This window comes from Amycolatopsis sp. w19, assembly GCF_051373225.1.
In the GTDB taxonomy this organism is placed as follows: domain Bacteria; phylum Actinomycetota; class Actinomycetes; order Mycobacteriales; family Pseudonocardiaceae; genus Amycolatopsis; species Amycolatopsis japonica.
The window spans coordinates 183,137-199,373 of record NZ_JBPQFM010000006.1 but is presented as its reverse complement, the minus strand read 5'-3'; the positions used below and the strand labels follow the sequence as shown (position 1 = coordinate 199,373).

Annotated in this window: 13 protein-coding genes; 12 read left to right on the top strand and 1 reads right to left on the bottom strand. The window is 69.4% G+C overall.

The genetic code is table 11. The features are described 5' to 3' along the window. Position 1: 1 nt before the first annotated feature. The 7 genes from ACSMFO_RS15755 to ACSMFO_RS15725 all read left to right on the top strand — a co-directional run bounded on the left by ACSMFO_RS15755 (position 2) and on the right by ACSMFO_RS15725 (position 8,210). Positions 2-1,219 carry a glycosyltransferase gene (locus tag ACSMFO_RS15755; protein WP_436459181.1) on the top strand — a complete coding sequence of 406 codons (1,218 nt, stop codon included), beginning with the start codon at positions 2-4 and terminating at the stop codon, positions 1,217-1,219. Between the two features lie 17 nt (positions 1,220-1,236). Further along, entirely contained in the window at positions 1,237-2,451 is a 1,215-nt protein-coding gene (locus ACSMFO_RS15750; protein ID WP_436459180.1) for a glycosyltransferase, read from the top strand. A gap of 64 nt (positions 2,452-2,515) precedes the next feature. After that, positions 2,516-3,289, top strand: a complete 774-nt coding sequence (locus ACSMFO_RS15745) for a class I SAM-dependent methyltransferase (protein ID WP_436459275.1) — start codon at positions 2,516-2,518, stop codon at positions 3,287-3,289. Between the two features lie 19 nt (positions 3,290-3,308). Beyond that, positions 3,309-4,433 (top strand): glycosyltransferase, encoded by a 1,125-nt coding sequence (locus ACSMFO_RS15740; protein ID WP_436459179.1) that lies wholly within the window; start codon positions 3,309-3,311, stop codon positions 4,431-4,433. Between the two features lie 32 nt (positions 4,434-4,465). After that, positions 4,466-5,275, top strand: coding sequence for a PIG-L deacetylase family protein (locus ACSMFO_RS15735; RefSeq protein WP_436459178.1), 810 nt, complete (start codon positions 4,466-4,468; stop codon positions 5,273-5,275). Between the two features lie 70 nt (positions 5,276-5,345). After that, positions 5,346-7,106: an ArnT family glycosyltransferase gene (locus ACSMFO_RS15730; RefSeq protein WP_436459177.1), complete on the top strand. Its 1,761-nt coding sequence runs from the start codon at positions 5,346-5,348 to the stop codon at positions 7,104-7,106. Positions 7,107-7,169: 63 nt separating this feature from the next. Next, complete coding sequence (locus ACSMFO_RS15725) at positions 7,170-8,210, top strand: methyltransferase (RefSeq protein WP_436459176.1); 1,041 nt, start codon at positions 7,170-7,172, stop codon at positions 8,208-8,210. A gap of 573 nt (positions 8,211-8,783) precedes the next feature. On the opposite strand, the gene ACSMFO_RS15720 is transcribed toward ACSMFO_RS15725, so the two are convergent. After that, the gene (locus ACSMFO_RS15720; RefSeq protein WP_436459174.1) at positions 8,784-10,070 is read right to left on the bottom strand and encodes a PLP-dependent aminotransferase family protein; all 1,287 of its coding nucleotides are present in this window, start codon (positions 10,068-10,070) and stop codon (positions 8,784-8,786) included. A 166-nt stretch (positions 10,071-10,236) separates the two neighbouring features. Between ACSMFO_RS15720 and ACSMFO_RS15715 the strand changes: the two genes are divergently transcribed. From ACSMFO_RS15715 to ACSMFO_RS15695, 5 genes are all read left to right on the top strand, one after another. Further along, positions 10,237-11,067, top strand: coding sequence for an alpha/beta fold hydrolase (locus ACSMFO_RS15715; RefSeq protein ID WP_436459173.1), 831 nt, complete (start codon positions 10,237-10,239; stop codon positions 11,065-11,067). Beyond that, positions 11,064-12,797 (top strand): amino acid adenylation domain-containing protein, encoded by a 1,734-nt coding sequence (locus ACSMFO_RS15710; RefSeq protein WP_436459171.1) that lies wholly within the window; start codon positions 11,064-11,066, stop codon positions 12,795-12,797. Before ACSMFO_RS15715 ends, ACSMFO_RS15710 begins: the two co-directional genes overlap by 4 nt. 14 nt (positions 12,798-12,811) lie before the next feature. Continuing rightward, a complete protein-coding gene (locus tag ACSMFO_RS15705; protein ID WP_436459169.1) occupies positions 12,812-14,002 on the top strand; it encodes a cytochrome P450 in 1,191 nt (396 codons plus the stop codon). Positions 14,003-14,112: 110 nt separating this feature from the next. Then, a complete protein-coding gene (gene hppD, locus ACSMFO_RS15700; RefSeq protein WP_360082543.1) occupies positions 14,113-15,165 on the top strand; it encodes a 4-hydroxyphenylpyruvate dioxygenase in 1,053 nt (350 codons plus the stop codon). Beyond that, positions 15,162-16,232: an alpha-hydroxy acid oxidase gene (locus ACSMFO_RS15695; protein WP_436459168.1), complete on the top strand. Its 1,071-nt coding sequence runs from the start codon at positions 15,162-15,164 to the stop codon at positions 16,230-16,232. The genes hppD and ACSMFO_RS15695 overlap by 4 nt, the downstream gene beginning before the upstream one ends. Positions 16,233-16,237: the final 5 nt, after the last annotated feature.

Genomic DNA, 16,237 nt, shown 5'->3' with positions numbered 1-16,237 from the left:
CGTGAAGCGCGTGTTGCTGGCGACGTCCGGAAGCCGCGGAGACGTCGAACCGCTGGTGGCGTTGGCGGTGCGGCTGCGGGAGGCGGGGGCCGAGGTGCGGATGGCCGCGCCGCCGGACTCCTCCGAGCGGCTGGCCGAGGTCGGTGTCCCGCTGGTGCCGGTCGGGCAGTCGACCCGCACGGCGATCAAGGACGCGAAGCCGCCGTCGCCCGAGGACGGGCCGCGGCTTTCGGCCGAGGCGATGGCCGTCCAGTTCGCCGAGGTCCCGGCCGCCGCCGAGGGCTGTGACGTCGTGGTGACGACCGGGATGCTGGCCACCGCGGTCGCCGTCCGGTCGGTGGCGGAGAAGCTGGGCATCCCTTACTACTACGGGTTCTACTGCCCGCGCTTCATCCCGTCGCCGCGCTACGCGCCGCCGCCTCCGCTGGGCGAGCCGCCCGCGCCGGAGGGGGCCGACAACCGCGCGTTGTGGGAGCGCAACAGCCGCAGCGCCCTCAGACGGTTCGGCGAGCCGCTCAACGCTCAGCGGGCCGCGATCGGCCTGCCGCCGGTCGAGGACGTCTTCGGCTACGGCTTCACCGATCACCCGTTGCTCGCGGCCGACGCGTCGCTGGCCCCGCTGCAGCCGACGGATCTCGAGGTCGTCCAGACCGGCGCTTGGACACTGCCCGACGTGCGGCCGCTTTCCGCGGAGCTGGAGGAGTTCCTCGCCGCGGGTCCGCCGCCGGTGTACGTCGGTTTCGGCAGCATGCGCGCCCCCGAAGAAGCCGCCAAGGTCGCCGTCGAGGCGGTGCGTGCCCACGGGCACCGCGTGATCCTTTCCCGTGGCTGGGCCGATCTGGCGCTGATCGACGACCGGAGCGACTGCTTCGCCGCGGGCGAGGGCAACCAGCAGTTGCTGTTCGGCCGGGTCGCCGCCGCCGTCCACCACGGTGGCGCGGGGACGACGACCACCGCCACCCGGGCGGGTGTTCCCCAGGTCGTGGTCCCGCAGATCGCGGACCAGCCGTACTTCGCGGGCCGGGTGGCCGAGCTGGGCATCGGCGTGGCGCACGACGGCCCGACCCCGACCTTCGAATCCCTGTCCGCCGCGCTCGAGACGGCGCTCGCCCCGGAGATCCGGGAGCGGGCGACGGCCGTGGCGGGCACGGTCCGCACCGACGGGGCCGCCGTGGCCGCGAACCTCCTCCTCGACGCGGTCGACCGCGTTTCCGTCTGAAACTCAAGGGATACGAAATGCGTGTGTTGTTGTCGACGACCGGACTCCGCGGCGACGTCGAGCCGGTGGTCGCGCTGGCGGTGCGGTTGCGGGAACTCGGCACCGAGGTGCGGGTGTGCGCGCCGCCGGACACCGTGGAGCGGCTGACCGAGTTCGGCATCGAGGTCGTCCCGGTCGGGCAGTCGTTGCGCGCCATGATGCGGGGGATGGCGGAAGGCCCGGAACCGCGACGCCCCGCCGACGAGCTCGCCGAGCAGTTCGACGCGGTCCCGGCGGCCGCAGAGGGCTGCGACGTGGTGCTGGCGACCGGCGTCCTCTCCGCCGCCATCGGCGTGCGGTCGGCGGCGGAAAGCCTGGGCATCCCGTACTTCTACGCCGCCTACTGCCCGATCTACCTGCCGTCGCCGTACTACCCGCCGCCGCTGTCGCGGGGCGACGGACGGCCGCCGGAGGAGGCGATGGACGACAACCGGGCGCTGTGGGACTTCTACACCGACGTCTTCTCACAGCGCTATGCGGACGCGCTCAACGGCCGTCGCGCGAAGCTCGGCCTGGCGCCGGTGGGGAACCTCGTCGAATACGGTTTCACCGAACAGCCCTGGATGGCGGCGGATCCGGTCTTGGCCCCGCCTCGGCCGGAACTCGGCGCCGTCCAGACCGGCGCGTGGATCCTGCCCGACGAGCGGCCGCTCCCCGCGGACCTGGAGGAGTTCCTCGCCGCGGGTCCGCCGCCGGTGTACGTCGGTTTCGGCAGCACGCCCGAGATCGCGGACACGGTGAAGCTGGCCGTCGAGGCGATCCGGGCGCGGGGACACCGGGTGGTCCTGTCCCGTGGCTGGGCGGACATGGCGCTTCCCGACGACGGAGCCGACTGTTTCGCCGTCGGTGAGGTGAACCTGCAGGCGTTGTTCGGCCGCGTCGCCGCCGTCGTCCACCACGCCGGCGGGGGTACGACGACCGTGGCCGCGCGGGCGGGCGTCCCCCAGGTTGTCCTGCCGCAGATCACCGATCAGCCGTACTTCGCCGAGCAGGTGGCCGCGCTGGGCATCGGTGTGGCGTTCGAGGAGTTCGGCCCGGCCCCGACCTTCGGCTCGCTGTCCGCCGCGCTCGTCACCGCGCTCTCCCCGGAGACCCGGGCCCGGGCGAAGGCCGTCGCGGGCACGCTCCGCGGCGACGGGACGACCGTGGCCGCGGAGCGCCTGCGCGCCGCCGTCGGCCGCGTTTCCGTTTGACCATCAACCGACCAGGGTGAGGAACATGTCCGATCTGGCTGCAGCACCGCACGAGAACCGGCAGATGGCGCAGTGGTTCGGCGCCGACGCCGAACGGTACGACCGCGCCCGTCCCACCTATCCCGAGGCACTGGTCGACCGGATCGTCTCGTTGAGCCCCGGCAAGAGCTTCGTGGACGTCGGCTGCGGGACCGGTCTCTCGTCGCGCCCGTTCCAGGCGGCGGGATGCACGGTGCTCGGTGTCGAACCGGACGCGCGGATGGCGGAGGTCGCCCGCAGGCGCGGGCTCGACGTCGAGGTCGCCAAGTTCGAGGACTGGGACCCGGCGGGCCGCACCTTCGACGCGGTCACTTCGGGGACCGCGTGGCACTGGGTCGACCCGTTCGCGGGCGCGGCCAAGGTGGCGGACGTACTCGTTCCCCAGGGGCTGATCGCGTTGTTCGACAACGGGTTCGAACTCCCGGAAGCCGTCATGACGGCGCAGGGGGAGGCGTACCGGCACGCGATGCCGGACGCGACGTTCGAGCCTCCGTCCAAAAAGGACGAAGACGTCGAAGAGTACGTCGAGCAGATCTACGCCAAGCAGTACGTGAAGGCGGCCGAAGGCATCCTCCGCACCGGCGCGTTCACTCAGCCGGAGGAACTGCGGTTCGAGTGGTCGCGTGTCTGCACACGGGACGAATGGCTCGACCAGATCCCGACCCAGGGCGGGCTCAACCACCTCGCGGAAGACGCGCGTGCCCGGTTCCTGGCGTACCTCGGCTCGGCGATCGACGAGATCGGCGGCTCGTTCACCATCAATTACGCCACGGTCGGCATCGCCGCGGTCCGGCGCTGAAGCATCCAGGGGATACGAAATGCGCGTGCTGTTTTGGTCGTACGGAACCCGCGGCGAGATCGAACCGCTGCTGGCACTGGCACTCCGGTTGCGCGAGCAGGGCGACGAGGTACGGATGTGCGCCCCGCCGGACTACACCGCGCGGCTGGCCGAGGCCGGCGTGCCGCACGTCGTCGTCGGCAAGCCGGTGCTCGAAGAGGCGGGCGCGCTGGGCGGACCGCCCGAATCGCCGGAGGCCGCGATCGCGGGGATCGCCGAGCAGTTCGAGAAGATCCCGGCGGCCGCCGAGGGCTGTGACGCGGTGGTGGCGACCGGTTTGCTGTCGGGCGCGATCGGTGTCCGTTCGGTGGCCGAGAAACTGGGCATCCCGTACTTCTACGTCGTGCCTTCGCCGGTGCTCGTGCCGTCGCCCGAACACCGGGGGATGTACAACAACGGCGCCGACGGCATGTTCGGCGGCGCGCTGAACGAACTGCGCGCCACGATCGGCCTCCCGCCGGTGAAGAACCTGTACGACTTCAGCAGCACCGACAAACCCTTCCTGGCGGCGGATCCCGTCCTGGCCCCGGCCGGCGGCGGTGTCCGGACCGGTGTGTGGATACACCCCGACGATCGCCCGCTTTCTGCGCGGCTGGAAGCGTTTCTCGCCGCGGGCGAGGCGCCGGTGTACGTCGGCTTCGGCTGCTCGCCCGCCCCCGCCGGCATCGCCAAGGTGGCCGTCGAGGCGATCCGCGCGCAGGGCCGCCGGGTCGTGCTTTCCACCGGCTGGGCCGGTTTGACGCTGCCCGACGACGGCGCCGACTGTCTGGCCGTCGGTGAGGAGAACCTGCAGGCGCTGTTCGGCAGGGTCGCCGCGGCCGTCCATCACGGCGGCACCGGAACGACACATGTGGCGGCGCTGGCCGGCGTTCCGCAGATCGTGGTCCCGCAGATCGCGGATCATCCGCATTTCGCCGCCAAGGTGGCCGAACTGGGCATCGGCGTGGCGCACGACGGCCCGAACCCGACGGTCGATTCGCTGTCCGCCGCGCTCGTCACCGCGCTGGCACCGGAAACCCGCGCCCGCGCGAAGGCCGTCGCCGGCACGATCCGCACCGACGGCACGACGGTGGCCGCACAGGCGCTGTCCAGGCTCGTCGGTTGAAGCGCGACAAGGCGGTGACCAAAATCAGCACCATGCCTCCACGTCGGCTGCTGGCGATCTCCCCGCATTTGGACGACGCGGTCCTTTCCTTCGGCGCCGGTCTCGCCCAGGCGGCGCGGGACGGCGCGGAGGTACTCGTCGACACGGTCTTCGCCGGAACGGCGCCACCTCCGTATTCCGCGGCGGCGGAGCGTATGCACGCGGTCTGGGGTCTTTCCCCGGAGGACGACGCGCCCCTCCATCGCCGGAACGAGGACATCGCCGCGCTCGTCCATCTCGGGCTGGCGTACCGGCACGGCCGGTTCCTCGACTCCATCTACCGGAGGCTGCCGGACGGCCGATGGCTCACGGATCACGTGGAGGGCGGGCAAAAGCTCGCTTTGGCCCAGGATTCACCGGGCGATGACGGTCTGGTCGCCGAGATCAAGGACGACATCGAGGCGATCGTCGCCGAATTCGAGCCGACGCTGATCGTCACGTGCGCGGCCGTTGTCGACCATCCCGACAACCTGGCCACCCGTGACGCCGCGTTGTCCGCCGCGCGTGCGATGAACGTTCCGATACGGCTGTGGGAAGACCTCCCGTATTCGATGTTCACTCCGGGAAAGATCGAATTGCCGCCCGGTTTCCGCCTCGGGGATTCCGAATTCGTTCCCGCGACCGCGGAGAATTGGGAACGGAAGAACGAAGCCGTGGAGTGTTATTCTTCCCAGCTGACGATGCTCAACGGCCGGAACAAGAATCTCTTCGCGAGGCTGGACGAGCACGCGCGGAAGAACTCACCGCGGGGCGGATTCGGCGAAACCATCTGGCCCGTTCTCGTCGACGAAGACAACGGTTAAGCGAGGTACCGGAGTGTCCGCAACACTCACTCATCTGCCGTCACCATCATTATCGGACGCCCCCGAGGGCGTGCGCGGCCGCTGGGCGTTCTGGCGTTCGCCTGCCGATCAGCCGCCGTGGGCGCGTCCGGCGCTGCTGGGCATCGCGTTCGTGGCGCTGGTCCTCTACGCCTGGAACCTGCCGAGGGTCGACTTCGCGCCGCTGTACTCGGACACGGCCAAGAGCATGTCCGAGAGCTGGAAGGCGTTCTTCTACGGCACCGTCGACCCGGGAGCCACGTACACGCTCGACAAACTCGCCGGATCGTTCGCGCCGCAGGCCATCTCGGCCAAGATCTTCGGCTATCACGAATGGTCGCTGGCGCTGCCGCAGGTGATCGAGGGCGTGATCTCGGTGCTGGTGATGTACCGGGTCGTGCGGCGCTGGGCGGGAGTGGTGCCCGGCCTGCTCGCCGCGGGCGTCTTCACCCTCACCCCGGTCCTCGCGTCGATGTTCGGCCACAGCATGCAGGACGGCCTGCTCACGATGTGCCTGGTCCTCGCCGTCGACGCCTACCAGCGCGCCGTGCTCGAGGCGCGGCTGAAGTGGCTGGTGCTGGCGGGCGTCTGGGTCGGGATCGGCTTCCAGGCGAAAATGGTGCAGGCGTGGATGATCCTGCCCGCACTGGCGATCGGCTACCTGCTCACCGCCCCGGTCGAACTGCGCCGCCGCGTGACGCATCTGGGGATCGCCGGTGTGGTGACGCTGGCGGTGTCGCTGTCGTGGATCGCGCTCTACACCTTCACCCCGGACAGCGCGCGGCCGCATGTCAGCGGCACCACGAACAACAGCGCGTTCGCCATGGTCTTCGGCTACAACGGTCTCGGCCGCATCGGTGTCCACCTGCCCGGCGCCGAAGACCCCAACGGCCGCGGCGGCCTGCCGTCGCTCGGGCCGGGCGGTCCCGGCGGCGGACCCGGTGACTTCCCCGGTGGCCCTGCCGGCCCTGGTGGCCCCGAGGGCGGTCCTGGTGACGGCCCCGGTGGCGGCCCTGGCGGGCCGGAAGGCGGCCCCGGGGATCCGCAAGGCCCCGGTGGCGGTCAGGGTCTCGACGAGAACGGGAACTTCGGGACCAAGCACCAAGACGAGCAGAACGGGAACCTCGGCCCGAAGGCCGACGGCGACCAGCCGCTCGGTCCGGGCGGTCCGCAGCCTGATCAGTCCAAAGTGGAGACACGAGCGGATCCGATGGGGGCGACCAAACTCCTCGACGGTCACCTCGGTGTCGCGATCGCCTGGCTGTTCCCGCTCGCCCTGCTGTCGCTGCTGTGCGGGCTCTGGTGGTGGCGCCGCGCCGAGCGCACCGACCCGGTGCGCGGCGGACTGGTGATGTGGGGCGTCTGGCTGGTGACCTTCCTCTTCGTCTTCAGCGTGAGCGACGTCGCACACACCGCGTACGTCGCCTCACTCGCTCCCGCGATCGCGGCCCTTTCCGGGCTCGGCATCGTGACCTTCTGGCGCGCGTACCGCAACGGCGGCAGGCAGGGCTGGATCCTGCCGATCGCGATCGCCGCGGAACTGGCCTGGGGCGCCTGGCTGTGGTCCCATTACCCGAACTTCCTGCCGTGGGCGAAATGGGGCTCGCTCGTACTCGGCGTCGCCGCCCTCGTCGTGCTGATCCTGGCGCGAGTGCGGGAAAGCGCGTCGAAATCCCTGGTCACGGCGGCGCTCGTCCTCGGGGTCGTGGCGATGATCGCCGCGCCCGCCACCTATGCCTTCTCCGTACTCCATCCCGATTACTCCGGCAGCTCTTTCGACGCCAATGCCGGACCGGCGTCCGGCTCCTTCTGAGGCGGGCCGGTGTCGTTCTCAACGTCTGCGGAAGTCTCCGCCGGCCGGAAAGGAAATCTGCCGATGCAGGAATCGCTCGACTCCACCGAGGTCCACCGTCGTTTCCAGCTGATCGCCAACGGCCCCGCGCTGTTCAACGCGGTGGTGTCCGGCATCGAGTTGGACATCTTCGACTTCCTGGAAGAGCGCGGCGGTGCCGACGCCGCGGCGCTCGGTGAGTTCACCGGCCTGGAACCGCACAAGGTCCGCGTGCTGATGCTCGCGCTGACCACCTCGGGCCTGATCGAGAAGCGAGGCGTCGACTATGTGAACCACCCCGTCGCGACCGAGCTGCTCGCCACGACCGGACCGGAGAGCTGGCAGCACATCCTGCTCAGCTGGAAGACCATCTACTACCCGGCGTTCGCGCGGATGACCTCCGCGCTGCGCGCCGGCACCAACGAAGCCCTCGACGCCCTCGAGGGCCCGGGCGACACGCTGTACGCGCGGCTCGGCAACGACCCGGAGAAGGCGCGGATCTTCTACACGGCGATGTCGGCGTTCTCGCTGCAGACGATGCCGGGCCTGCTGGAACACATCGACGTGAAGTCGTCGCGGCATCTGCTCGACGTCGGCGGCGGTGACGGCACCACGGCGGCGGCCCTGCTGAAGGCCAACCCCGGCCTCAAGGCCACCCTGCTCGACCTGGCCAGCAGCGTGGCGCTCGCCGAACAGCGGGTGCCCGCCGAGGTCACCGACCGGCTCACCCTGCACCCGGCCGACCTGCTGACGGATCCGTTCCCCGGCGGCACCGACCACGCCCTGTTCAGTCACGTCCTCGATACCTTCACGGCCGAGCAGTGCGTGATGTTGCTGGCCAAGGCGTACGAGGTGCTGCCGTCCGGCGGGAAGATCTCGATCTACGGGTTCGCGGCCGCGGACGACGAGACCGGCGGCCCGCTTTCGGCGCGGCTTTCGTTGTACCTCAACATTCTCGCCACCGGGCGGGGGATGGCCTGGCCGGTGGCCGAGGCCGCGGCGTGGCTCAAGTCGGTCGGATGCGTCGATGTGCGCTCGGTCGAGCTGCCGTTCGAGCACGCGCTGGTGACCGGTACGAAGCCCTGACCGACGGCGGTTGGTGTCGCGAAAGCCACTTTCGCGACGTCAGACGTCGCGAAAGTGGCTTTCGCGACATGCCTCGTTTCGCCAGAGGTACATGAAGGCCCCCTTCCTTGCGCTAGACGCAGTGAAGGGGGCCTTCATGTACTTCCGAGGGGTCGGTCGTGGGTGCGGGGAGGTTGCGAAAGTGGCTTTCGCAACCTTCAACGTTGCGAAAGTGGCTTTCGCATCACGGATCTCGGGACCCGACGCAACCCAGGCTGCCGGAATGGGATGAAGGGGCCCATCGCCGCATCAGACGCGGTGAAGGGGGCCTTCATGTACTTCCGAGGGGTCGGTCGTGGGTGCGGGGAGGTTGCGAAAGTGGCTTTCGCAACCTTCAACGTTGCGAAAGTGGCTTTCGCATCACGGATCTCGGGACCCGACGCAACCCAGACCGGCCGAAATGGGATGAAGGGGCCCATCGCCGCATCAGACGCGGCGATGGGCCCCTTCACCCCAGCCGCAGCACCCACTCGCACCCGACGCACGAAAAAGCCCCCATCCTCACCAAAGGATGGGGGCTTTCGCGTGAAACGCTCAGGGAAGCCGCGGCTTGATCAACGCCGCGAGCCGCGCGACGCCCTCTTCGATCAGTTCCGGCGTGAGCAGGCTGATCGACAGCCGGAGCTGGTGGAATCCGCCCTTGCCGCCGTAGAAGTGGTGCATCGGGGTGAACAGCACGCCGTGTTCGCGGGCGGCGGTTTCGAGCAGTTCGTCGTCGACGACGAACGGAACCGTGACGGTGACGAAGAAACCACCCGTCGGCGTGTTCCAGCTGACGCCCTCGCACGAGCCGAGCCCGCGCTCCAGCGCGTCGAGCGTCAGCCGCAGGTTCCGTTGGTAGATGGCGATTTCCCGCGCGTTGGCCTTGGTGAGGCTGAAGTCGTTGAGCAGGAGCTTCCCGGCGATCACGGCTTGGGCGATGGGGGAGGTGTTCACCGTGAGCATGCCCTTGAGCTTCGAAAGCTGGTCGGCGAACAGGCCGCCGTCGGCCATCCGCTGGTCGGCCACCGCGCAACCGACCCGGGCGCCGGGCATGCCGGTCTTGGCGAAGGAACCGAGGTAGACCACGGATCCCGACCGGTCGAGTGATTTCAGCGAGGGCAGCCGCTCGGAGCCGAACAGGCCGTACGCGTTGTCCTCCAGGAGCAGGATGCCGTTCGATTCGGCGACGTCGAGGAGCCGGTGGCGCGAAGGCAGGTCCATGCTGGTGCCGGTGGGATTGGCGAAGTTGGGGGTCACGTAGCAGGCGCGCACCCGCTTGCCCTGCTCGTCGGCGCGCTTCAGCTGGAGGACGAGATCGTCCGGATCGATGCCGTTCTCGTTCGACCGCACCGGCCACACGGGAGTGTCGGTGAGCAGCGCCGCCCCGGTCAGGCCGACGTAGGTGGGGGCGGGGGCGAGCAGCACGTCGCGCTCGCCCGCCCGCAGCGTGCGCAGGACCAGGAACATCGCCTCCTGCGCGCCCACCGTGACGACGACGGATTCCGGGGCGGCGTCGATGTTCTCGTCTTCGGCGAGGTTCTTGGCGATGAGATCGGCGATGACGCCCTTGGTGGTGCCGTATTGGAAGAGCGTGCGGGTCACCACGGCCTCGTCCATTTTCCGGTCGCGCCGGAGATGGTCGCAATAGGCGTCGAGGTAGGTGTGAATGAGTCGTATGTCGAAGAACTCTTCATACGGCCGGCCTGCCGCCATGGAAATGGCCACAGGGTATTCGTCGATCAGTTCGTTCAGCAGGTTCATCGACGAGATGGCCGGATCGGTGAGCGATCCGTGCAGCGTTTCCACGTTCAAGTGAGTGGACAGACCGTTTGAATCCATGAATACTAGGATTTCCATACGCCGTCGGAGTGTCAAGAAGAGGCGGTGGACGCCCCCTTTTCCGGGAATTGTCCATTGTCACCGCTCTCGGACACCGGATCTCCGAAGGTACGGTCGGATCCGCGCCACGTCTTGGCGCAGCAGCCCTTTTCCCTCAAGGAGCATCATGCTGATGACAACCGAGAACGGGATCCGGTTGTCCTACAACGATTGTGGCGACGGTCCGGCGGTCCTTCTGCTGACCGGCACCGGTGCGCCGAGTTCGGTGTGGGACCTGCATCAGGTGCCCGCGCTCCGCGCCGCCGGTTTCCGGGTGATCACGATGGACAATCGCGGGATCCCGCCGAGCGACGACGGCGCGGACGGATTCACCATCGATGACCTCGTCGCGGACGTGGCCGCCCTGATCGACTACCTGGACGCGGTGCCGTGCCGGATCGTCGGCACGTCGATGGGTTCCTATATCGCGCAAGAGGTCGCGCTCGCCCATCCGGAACTGCTGGAATCGGTCGTGCTGATGGCCGCCTGCGGCAAGAGCAGTCTCGTCCAGCGCGAGCTCGCCGAGGGAGAGGCGAAGCTGATCGAGCAGGGCATCGAGCTGCCGCCGGGTTTCCTGGCCGCGGTCCGCGCCATGCACAACCTGGGGCCCGCGACGCTCGCCGACGACGACCTCACCGGAGACTGGCTCGACCTGTTCGCGGCGGCCGGATCCTGGGGCCCGGGTGTCCGGTCGCAGTTGCTGCTGAGCGCGTTGCCGGATCGCCTCGCTTTCTACCAGGAGATCAAGGTGCCCTGTCACGTCGTCTCGTTCGAGCACGACCTCGTGGCGCCACCGGCGGCCGGGCTGGAGCTGGCTTCCGCGATCCCCGGCGCGACCTACCGCACGATTCCCGAGTGCGGGCATTTCGGCTACCTGGAGAACCCGGAAGCGGTGAACCGCGAGTTGATCCGGTTCCTCCGCACCGAATCGTCCGAGACACTGGGAGAGACCGTATGACCGTCCTTTCGGCGGCCACGACCCCCGCCCTGTTCGAGGCGACCGCAGCCGTGCTGCCGGATCGGCCGGCGGTGGCGATGGACAGCACCACCCTCACCTACGCCGAGCTGAACGGCGAGGCCAACCGGCTCGCCCGGCGGCTCGTCGCGCACGGCGTCGGCCCGGAGCGGCTCGTCGCGCTGGCGATGCCGAGGTCGATCGAGTTCGTCATCGCGATTTTGGCCGTGCACAAGGCGGGTGCGGCGTACGTGCCGGTCGATCCGGACTATCCGGAGGAACGCAAGCGGCAGATGCTGGACGACGCGGCGGCGCACTGCCTCTTGTGCCTGCCGGGGCAGGACGTGACCGGCGCCCCCGTCATCCTGAGCGTGGCGCGGGAGCCTGGCCGGGAAGAGCCGAACCTGGGCGACGAGGACCGGATCGGTCCGTTGCGTCCAGGCCACCCCGCGTACGTCATCTACACCTCGGGCTCGACGGGTCGGCCGAAGGGCGTGCTGGTCACGCATCGCGGGATCCCGAACCTGGCCGACGACTACGTGCGCCGTCAGGAACTGGGGCCCGACAGCAGGTTGCTGGCCTTCGCCTCACCCAGCTTCGACGCCGCGGTCGCCGAATTCTGGCCGATCTGGCAGGCGGGTGGCTGTCTCGTCCTGGCTTCCGCGCCGGATCTGGTGCCCGGTGAGCCGCTCTCCCGGCTGGTGCGCGACCAACGGATCACCCATGTCACGTTGCCGCCGTCGGCGCTGGCGCCGTTGGAGGAGGCGGGCGGCCTGCCCGCCGGGCTGACCCTCCTGGTCGCCGGCGAGGCGTGCCCGGCCCCGGTCGCGAAACGCTGGGCCGTGGACCGCGTGATGATCAACGCCTACGGTCCGACCGAGACCACGGTGGCGGTCACCGCGAGCGAGCCGTTGACCGGGGAGGAGACGCCGCCGATCGGCAGGCCGATCACCGGTGTCCGTACCTATGTCCTGGACGATCGGCTGCGCCCCGTGGAGGACGGCGACGTCGGCGAGCTGTACGCGGTGGGGCCCGGTCTCGCCCGCGGCTACCTCCGGAGAGCGGCCGCGACCGCGGAACGGTTCCTGCCGGATCCCTTCGGTGGCCCGGGCGGGCGCATGTACCGCACCGGAGACCGGGTCCGGACGCGTCCGGACGGTCAGTACGTCTTCGTCGGCCGGGTCGACGACCAGCTGAAGGTGCGCGGTCACCGGATCGAACCGGGCGAGGTCGAAGCCGCCCTGCTGGCGGTGGACGGCGTGGCCCAGGCGGTGGTGACCGAGCACGAGAACAGGCTCGTCGCCTATGTGGTCGGTGTCGGCGGCGAACGCGTGCCCACCGAAAAACTCCTGACGCCGCTTCGTGACCAGCTGCCCGGATATCTGGTGCCCGACGTGGTCGTCGGTCTGCCGAGCCTGCCGGTCTCGCCCAACGGCAAGATCGACCGGGTCGCCCTGCCCACTCCCGAAGAGGAACACGCCGGACGCGCGGCCGGACGGGCACCGCTCACCCCCACGGAGATCATCCTCGCCGAGCTGTTCGCCGAAGTCCTCGGCGTCAGCACCGTCGGGGTGGAGGACAGCTTCTTCGAGATCGGCGGCCATTCGCTGCTCGCGACTCGCCTCGTGAGCCGGGTCCGCGAACGCTTGAAGATCCGGCTGAGGGTGCAGGCGTTCTTCGACGCCCCGACAGTGGCTCGGCTCGCCAAGGTGCTCGACGGCGCACACACCTGACCTGGAGACCATTCATGCAGACGACGACAGCCGTCGACCTCGGCGATCCCGACCTGTACACGACCTTGGCCCGGCACGACCGGTGGCGCGAGTACGCGGCGGAAGACGCGATGGTGTGGAGCGGCCCGGGCAGCTCGCCCAGCGGGTTCTGGTCCGTGTTCTCGCATCAGGCGTGCGCGGCGGTGCTCGCGCCGTCGGCCCCGTTCACCTCCGAGTACGGGATGATGATCGGCTTCGACCGCGATCATCCCGACAACTCGGGCGGTCAGATGATGGTGGTCTCCGAACAGGACCAGCACCGGAAACTGCGCAAACTGGTGGGGCCGCTGCTTTCGCGGGCGGCGGCGCGGAAACTGTCGGAACGGGTGCGGACCGAGGTGACCGGCGTCCTCGACCGGGTGCTCGACGCCGAGGTGTGCGACGTGGCCGCGGCGATCGGCCCGCGGATCCCCGCCGCCGTCGTCTGCGAAATCCTCGGTGTGCCCGCCGAAGACCAGGACATGCTCATCGACCTGACGAACCACGCGTTCGGCGGCGAGGACGAACTGTTCGACGGGATGACGCCCCGTCAGGCGCACACCGAAATCCTCGTCTACTTCGACGAGCTGATCACCGCTCGCCGGGCGAGCCCCGGCGAGGATCTCGTCAGCACCCTGCTTTCCGACGACGAGCTCTCGATCGACGACGTCCTGCTCAACTGCGACAACGTGTTGATCGGCGGCAACGAGACCACGCGGCACGCGATCACCGGCGCGGTGCACGCTTTCGCCACCGTGCCGGGACTTCTGGCCCAGGTGCGGGACGGGGACGCCGACGTCGACACCGTCGTGGACGAGGTGCTGCGCTGGACTTCGCCCGCGATGCACGTGTTGCGGGTGACGACCGGCGAGGTCACGATCAACGGCCACGACCTCGAAGCCGGCACACCGGTGGTCGCGTGGCTTCCCGCCGCGAACCGGGATCCCGCCGTGTTCGACGAGCCGGACACGTTCCGGGCGGGGCGGAAACCCAACCGGCACATCGCTTTCGGGCACGGCATGCACCACTGCCTCGGGTCCGCGCTCGCGCGGATCGAGCTGGCGGTGGTGCTGCGGGAGGTGGCCGAGCGGGTGTCGCGGGTGGAGCTGGTGAAGGACCCGTCCTGGCTGCGGGCGGTCGTCGTGCAGGGATACCGGGAGCTCCCGGTGCGGTTCACGGGCCGCTGACCCGACGTCTGTCCGATGTGGACCGAAGTGTCAAGCGGACACCATTGATGCGGAAATGGCTTCGCGCCATCCTGTGATTGAGGATTACATCTATTCCACGGAGGAATGTCTTGTCTTCTCACGAAAGCACGCAGAATTTCGAGATCGACTATGTGGAAATGTATGTGGCCAACCTCGAGGTGGCCGCGTCCGGCTGGCTGGACAAGTACGACTTCTCCGTCACGGCCACCGACCGGTCGGCCGACCACCGGAGCGTGACGCTGCGGCACAGCGCGATCGCGCTGGTGCTGACCGAGCCGCTGTCGGACCGGCACCCAGGGGCGACCTACCTGCAGACCCACGGTGAAGGGGTGGCCGACATCGCGCTGCGCACCCCCGACGTGGCCGCGGCCTTCGAAGCCGCGGTGAAGGCGGGCGCGAAACCCCTCCGCGAGCCGGAGAAGGGCGTGGACTCGGTCCTCACGGCCACCGTCAGCGGTTTCGGCGATGTCGTGCACACCCTGATCCAGAGCGACGTCGCCGAGGAGGCCCCGCGCGGCAAGGGCGGCGTGGAGCTGGGCGTGATCGACCACTTCGCGGTGTGCCTGAACGCCGGCGATCTCGGCCCCACGGTGGCGTTCTACGAGCGCGCGCTCGGTTTCAAGCAGATCTTCGAAGAGCACATCGTGGTCGGTGCGCAGGCGATGAACTCGACCGTCGTGCAGAGCACGTCGGGCGCGGTCACCCTCACCCTGATCGAGCCGGACAAGACCGCAGACCCCGGCCAGATCGACGACTTCATCAAGGAGCACCACGGGTCCGGCGTCCAGCACATCGCCTTCACCAGTCCGGACGCGGTCCGCGCGGTCAAGGAGCTTTCCGCGCGTGGCGTGGAATTCCTGAAGACCCCGGACACCTACTACGACCTGCTCGGCGAGCGGATCGAGCTGGAGACGCACTCGCTGGACGATCTGCGCGAGACGAAGCTGCTCGCCGACGAGGACCACGGCGGCCAGCTGTTCCAGATCTTCACCGCCTCCACGCATCCGCGTAAGACGATCTTCTTCGAGATCATCGAGCGGCAGGGCGCCGGAACGTTCGGCAGCTCCAACATCAAGGCCCTGTACGAAGCCGTGGAGCTGGAGCGCACCGGGCAGAGCAAGCTCGGCCCCGCCCGGCGATGACCCACCTCTGCCTGGACGACCTCGAACGTGCCGCACGGACCGCGCTGCCCGGCGAGATCTGGGACTTCCTCGCCGGGGGCAGCGGCGCCGAGGCGTCGCTGGCGGCCAATCGCACCGCGCTGGAACGGATCTTCGTGATCCCCCGGATGCTGTGCGAGGTGACCGGCGGCACCACCGAGGCCGAGGTTCTCGGCCGGCGCGCTTCGCTCCCTGTGGCGGTCGCGCCGGTCGCGTACCAGCGGTTGTTCCATCCCGAGGGCGAACTCGCGGCGGCACGGGCGGCGCGTGACGCCGGGGTGCCGTACACCATCTGCACCCTGAGCAGTGTCCCGCTCGAGGAGATCGCGGCGGTAGGCGGACGGCCGTGGTTCCAGCTGTACTGGCTGCGCGACGAAAAGCGGTCACTGGAGCTCGTGCGCCGGGCGGAGGACGCAGGCTGCGAGGCGATCGTGTTCACCGTCGACGTGCCGTGGATGGGACGGCGGCTGCGGGACATGCGGAACGGTTTCGCGTTGCCGGAATCGGTGACCGCGGCCAACTTCGACGCCGGTGCGGCCGCGCATCGCCGTACCGAAGGGCTTTCCGCCGTCGCCGACCACACCGCGCGGGAGTTCGCCCCGGCCACTTGGGAATCCGTCGAGGCGGTCCGTGCGCACACGAACCTTCCGGTGGTGCTCAAGGGGATCCTCGCGGTCGAGGACGCGGTGCGCGCCGTCGACGCGGGAGCCACCGGGATCGTGGTGTCCAACCACGGAGGCCGTCAGTTGGACGGCGCCGTTCCGGGGATCGCGATGCTGGAGGAGATCGCGGACGCCGTCTCCGGCGGCTGCGAAGTGTTGCTGGACGGCGGGATCCGGACCGGCGGGGACGTGCTCAAGGCGCTCGCCCTCGGCGCGTCGGGGGTACTGATCGGGCGGCCCTTCATGTGGGGCCTGGCCGCGGACGGCCAGGCGGGCGCCCGTCAGGTGCTCGACCTGCTCGCCGTCGAACTCCGGAACGCACTGGGCCTGGCGGGCTGCGACTCGGTGAGCGCGGCCCGGCGGTTGCGCACTCGGTACGAAAGGTGAGGTCC

What these genes read in the sequence shown, in the direction of transcription:
- ACSMFO_RS15750 (WP_436459180.1), top strand. Translation starts at nt 1,237, where the DNA reads ATGCGTGTGTTGTTGTCGACGACCGGACTCCGCGGCGACGTCGAGCCG.
- ACSMFO_RS15745 (WP_436459275.1), top strand. Translation starts at nt 2,516, where the DNA reads ATGGCGCAGTGGTTCGGCGCCGACGCCGAACGGTACGACCGCGCCCGT.
- ACSMFO_RS15740 (WP_436459179.1), top strand. Translation starts at nt 3,309, where the DNA reads ATGCGCGTGCTGTTTTGGTCGTACGGAACCCGCGGCGAGATCGAACCG.
- ACSMFO_RS15735 (WP_436459178.1), top strand. Translation starts at nt 4,466, where the DNA reads ATGCCTCCACGTCGGCTGCTGGCGATCTCCCCGCATTTGGACGACGCG.
- ACSMFO_RS15725 (WP_436459176.1), top strand. Translation starts at nt 7,170, where the DNA reads ATGCAGGAATCGCTCGACTCCACCGAGGTCCACCGTCGTTTCCAGCTG.
- ACSMFO_RS15720 (WP_436459174.1), bottom strand. Translation starts at nt 10,070, where the DNA reads ATGGATTCAAACGGTCTGTCCACTCACTTGAACGTGGAAACGCTGCAC.
- ACSMFO_RS15715 (WP_436459173.1), top strand. Translation starts at nt 10,237, where the DNA reads ATGCTGATGACAACCGAGAACGGGATCCGGTTGTCCTACAACGATTGT.
- ACSMFO_RS15710 (WP_436459171.1), top strand. Translation starts at nt 11,064, where the DNA reads ATGACCGTCCTTTCGGCGGCCACGACCCCCGCCCTGTTCGAGGCGACC.
- ACSMFO_RS15705 (WP_436459169.1), top strand. Translation starts at nt 12,812, where the DNA reads ATGCAGACGACGACAGCCGTCGACCTCGGCGATCCCGACCTGTACACG.
- ACSMFO_RS15695 (WP_436459168.1), top strand. Translation starts at nt 15,162, where the DNA reads ATGACCCACCTCTGCCTGGACGACCTCGAACGTGCCGCACGGACCGCG.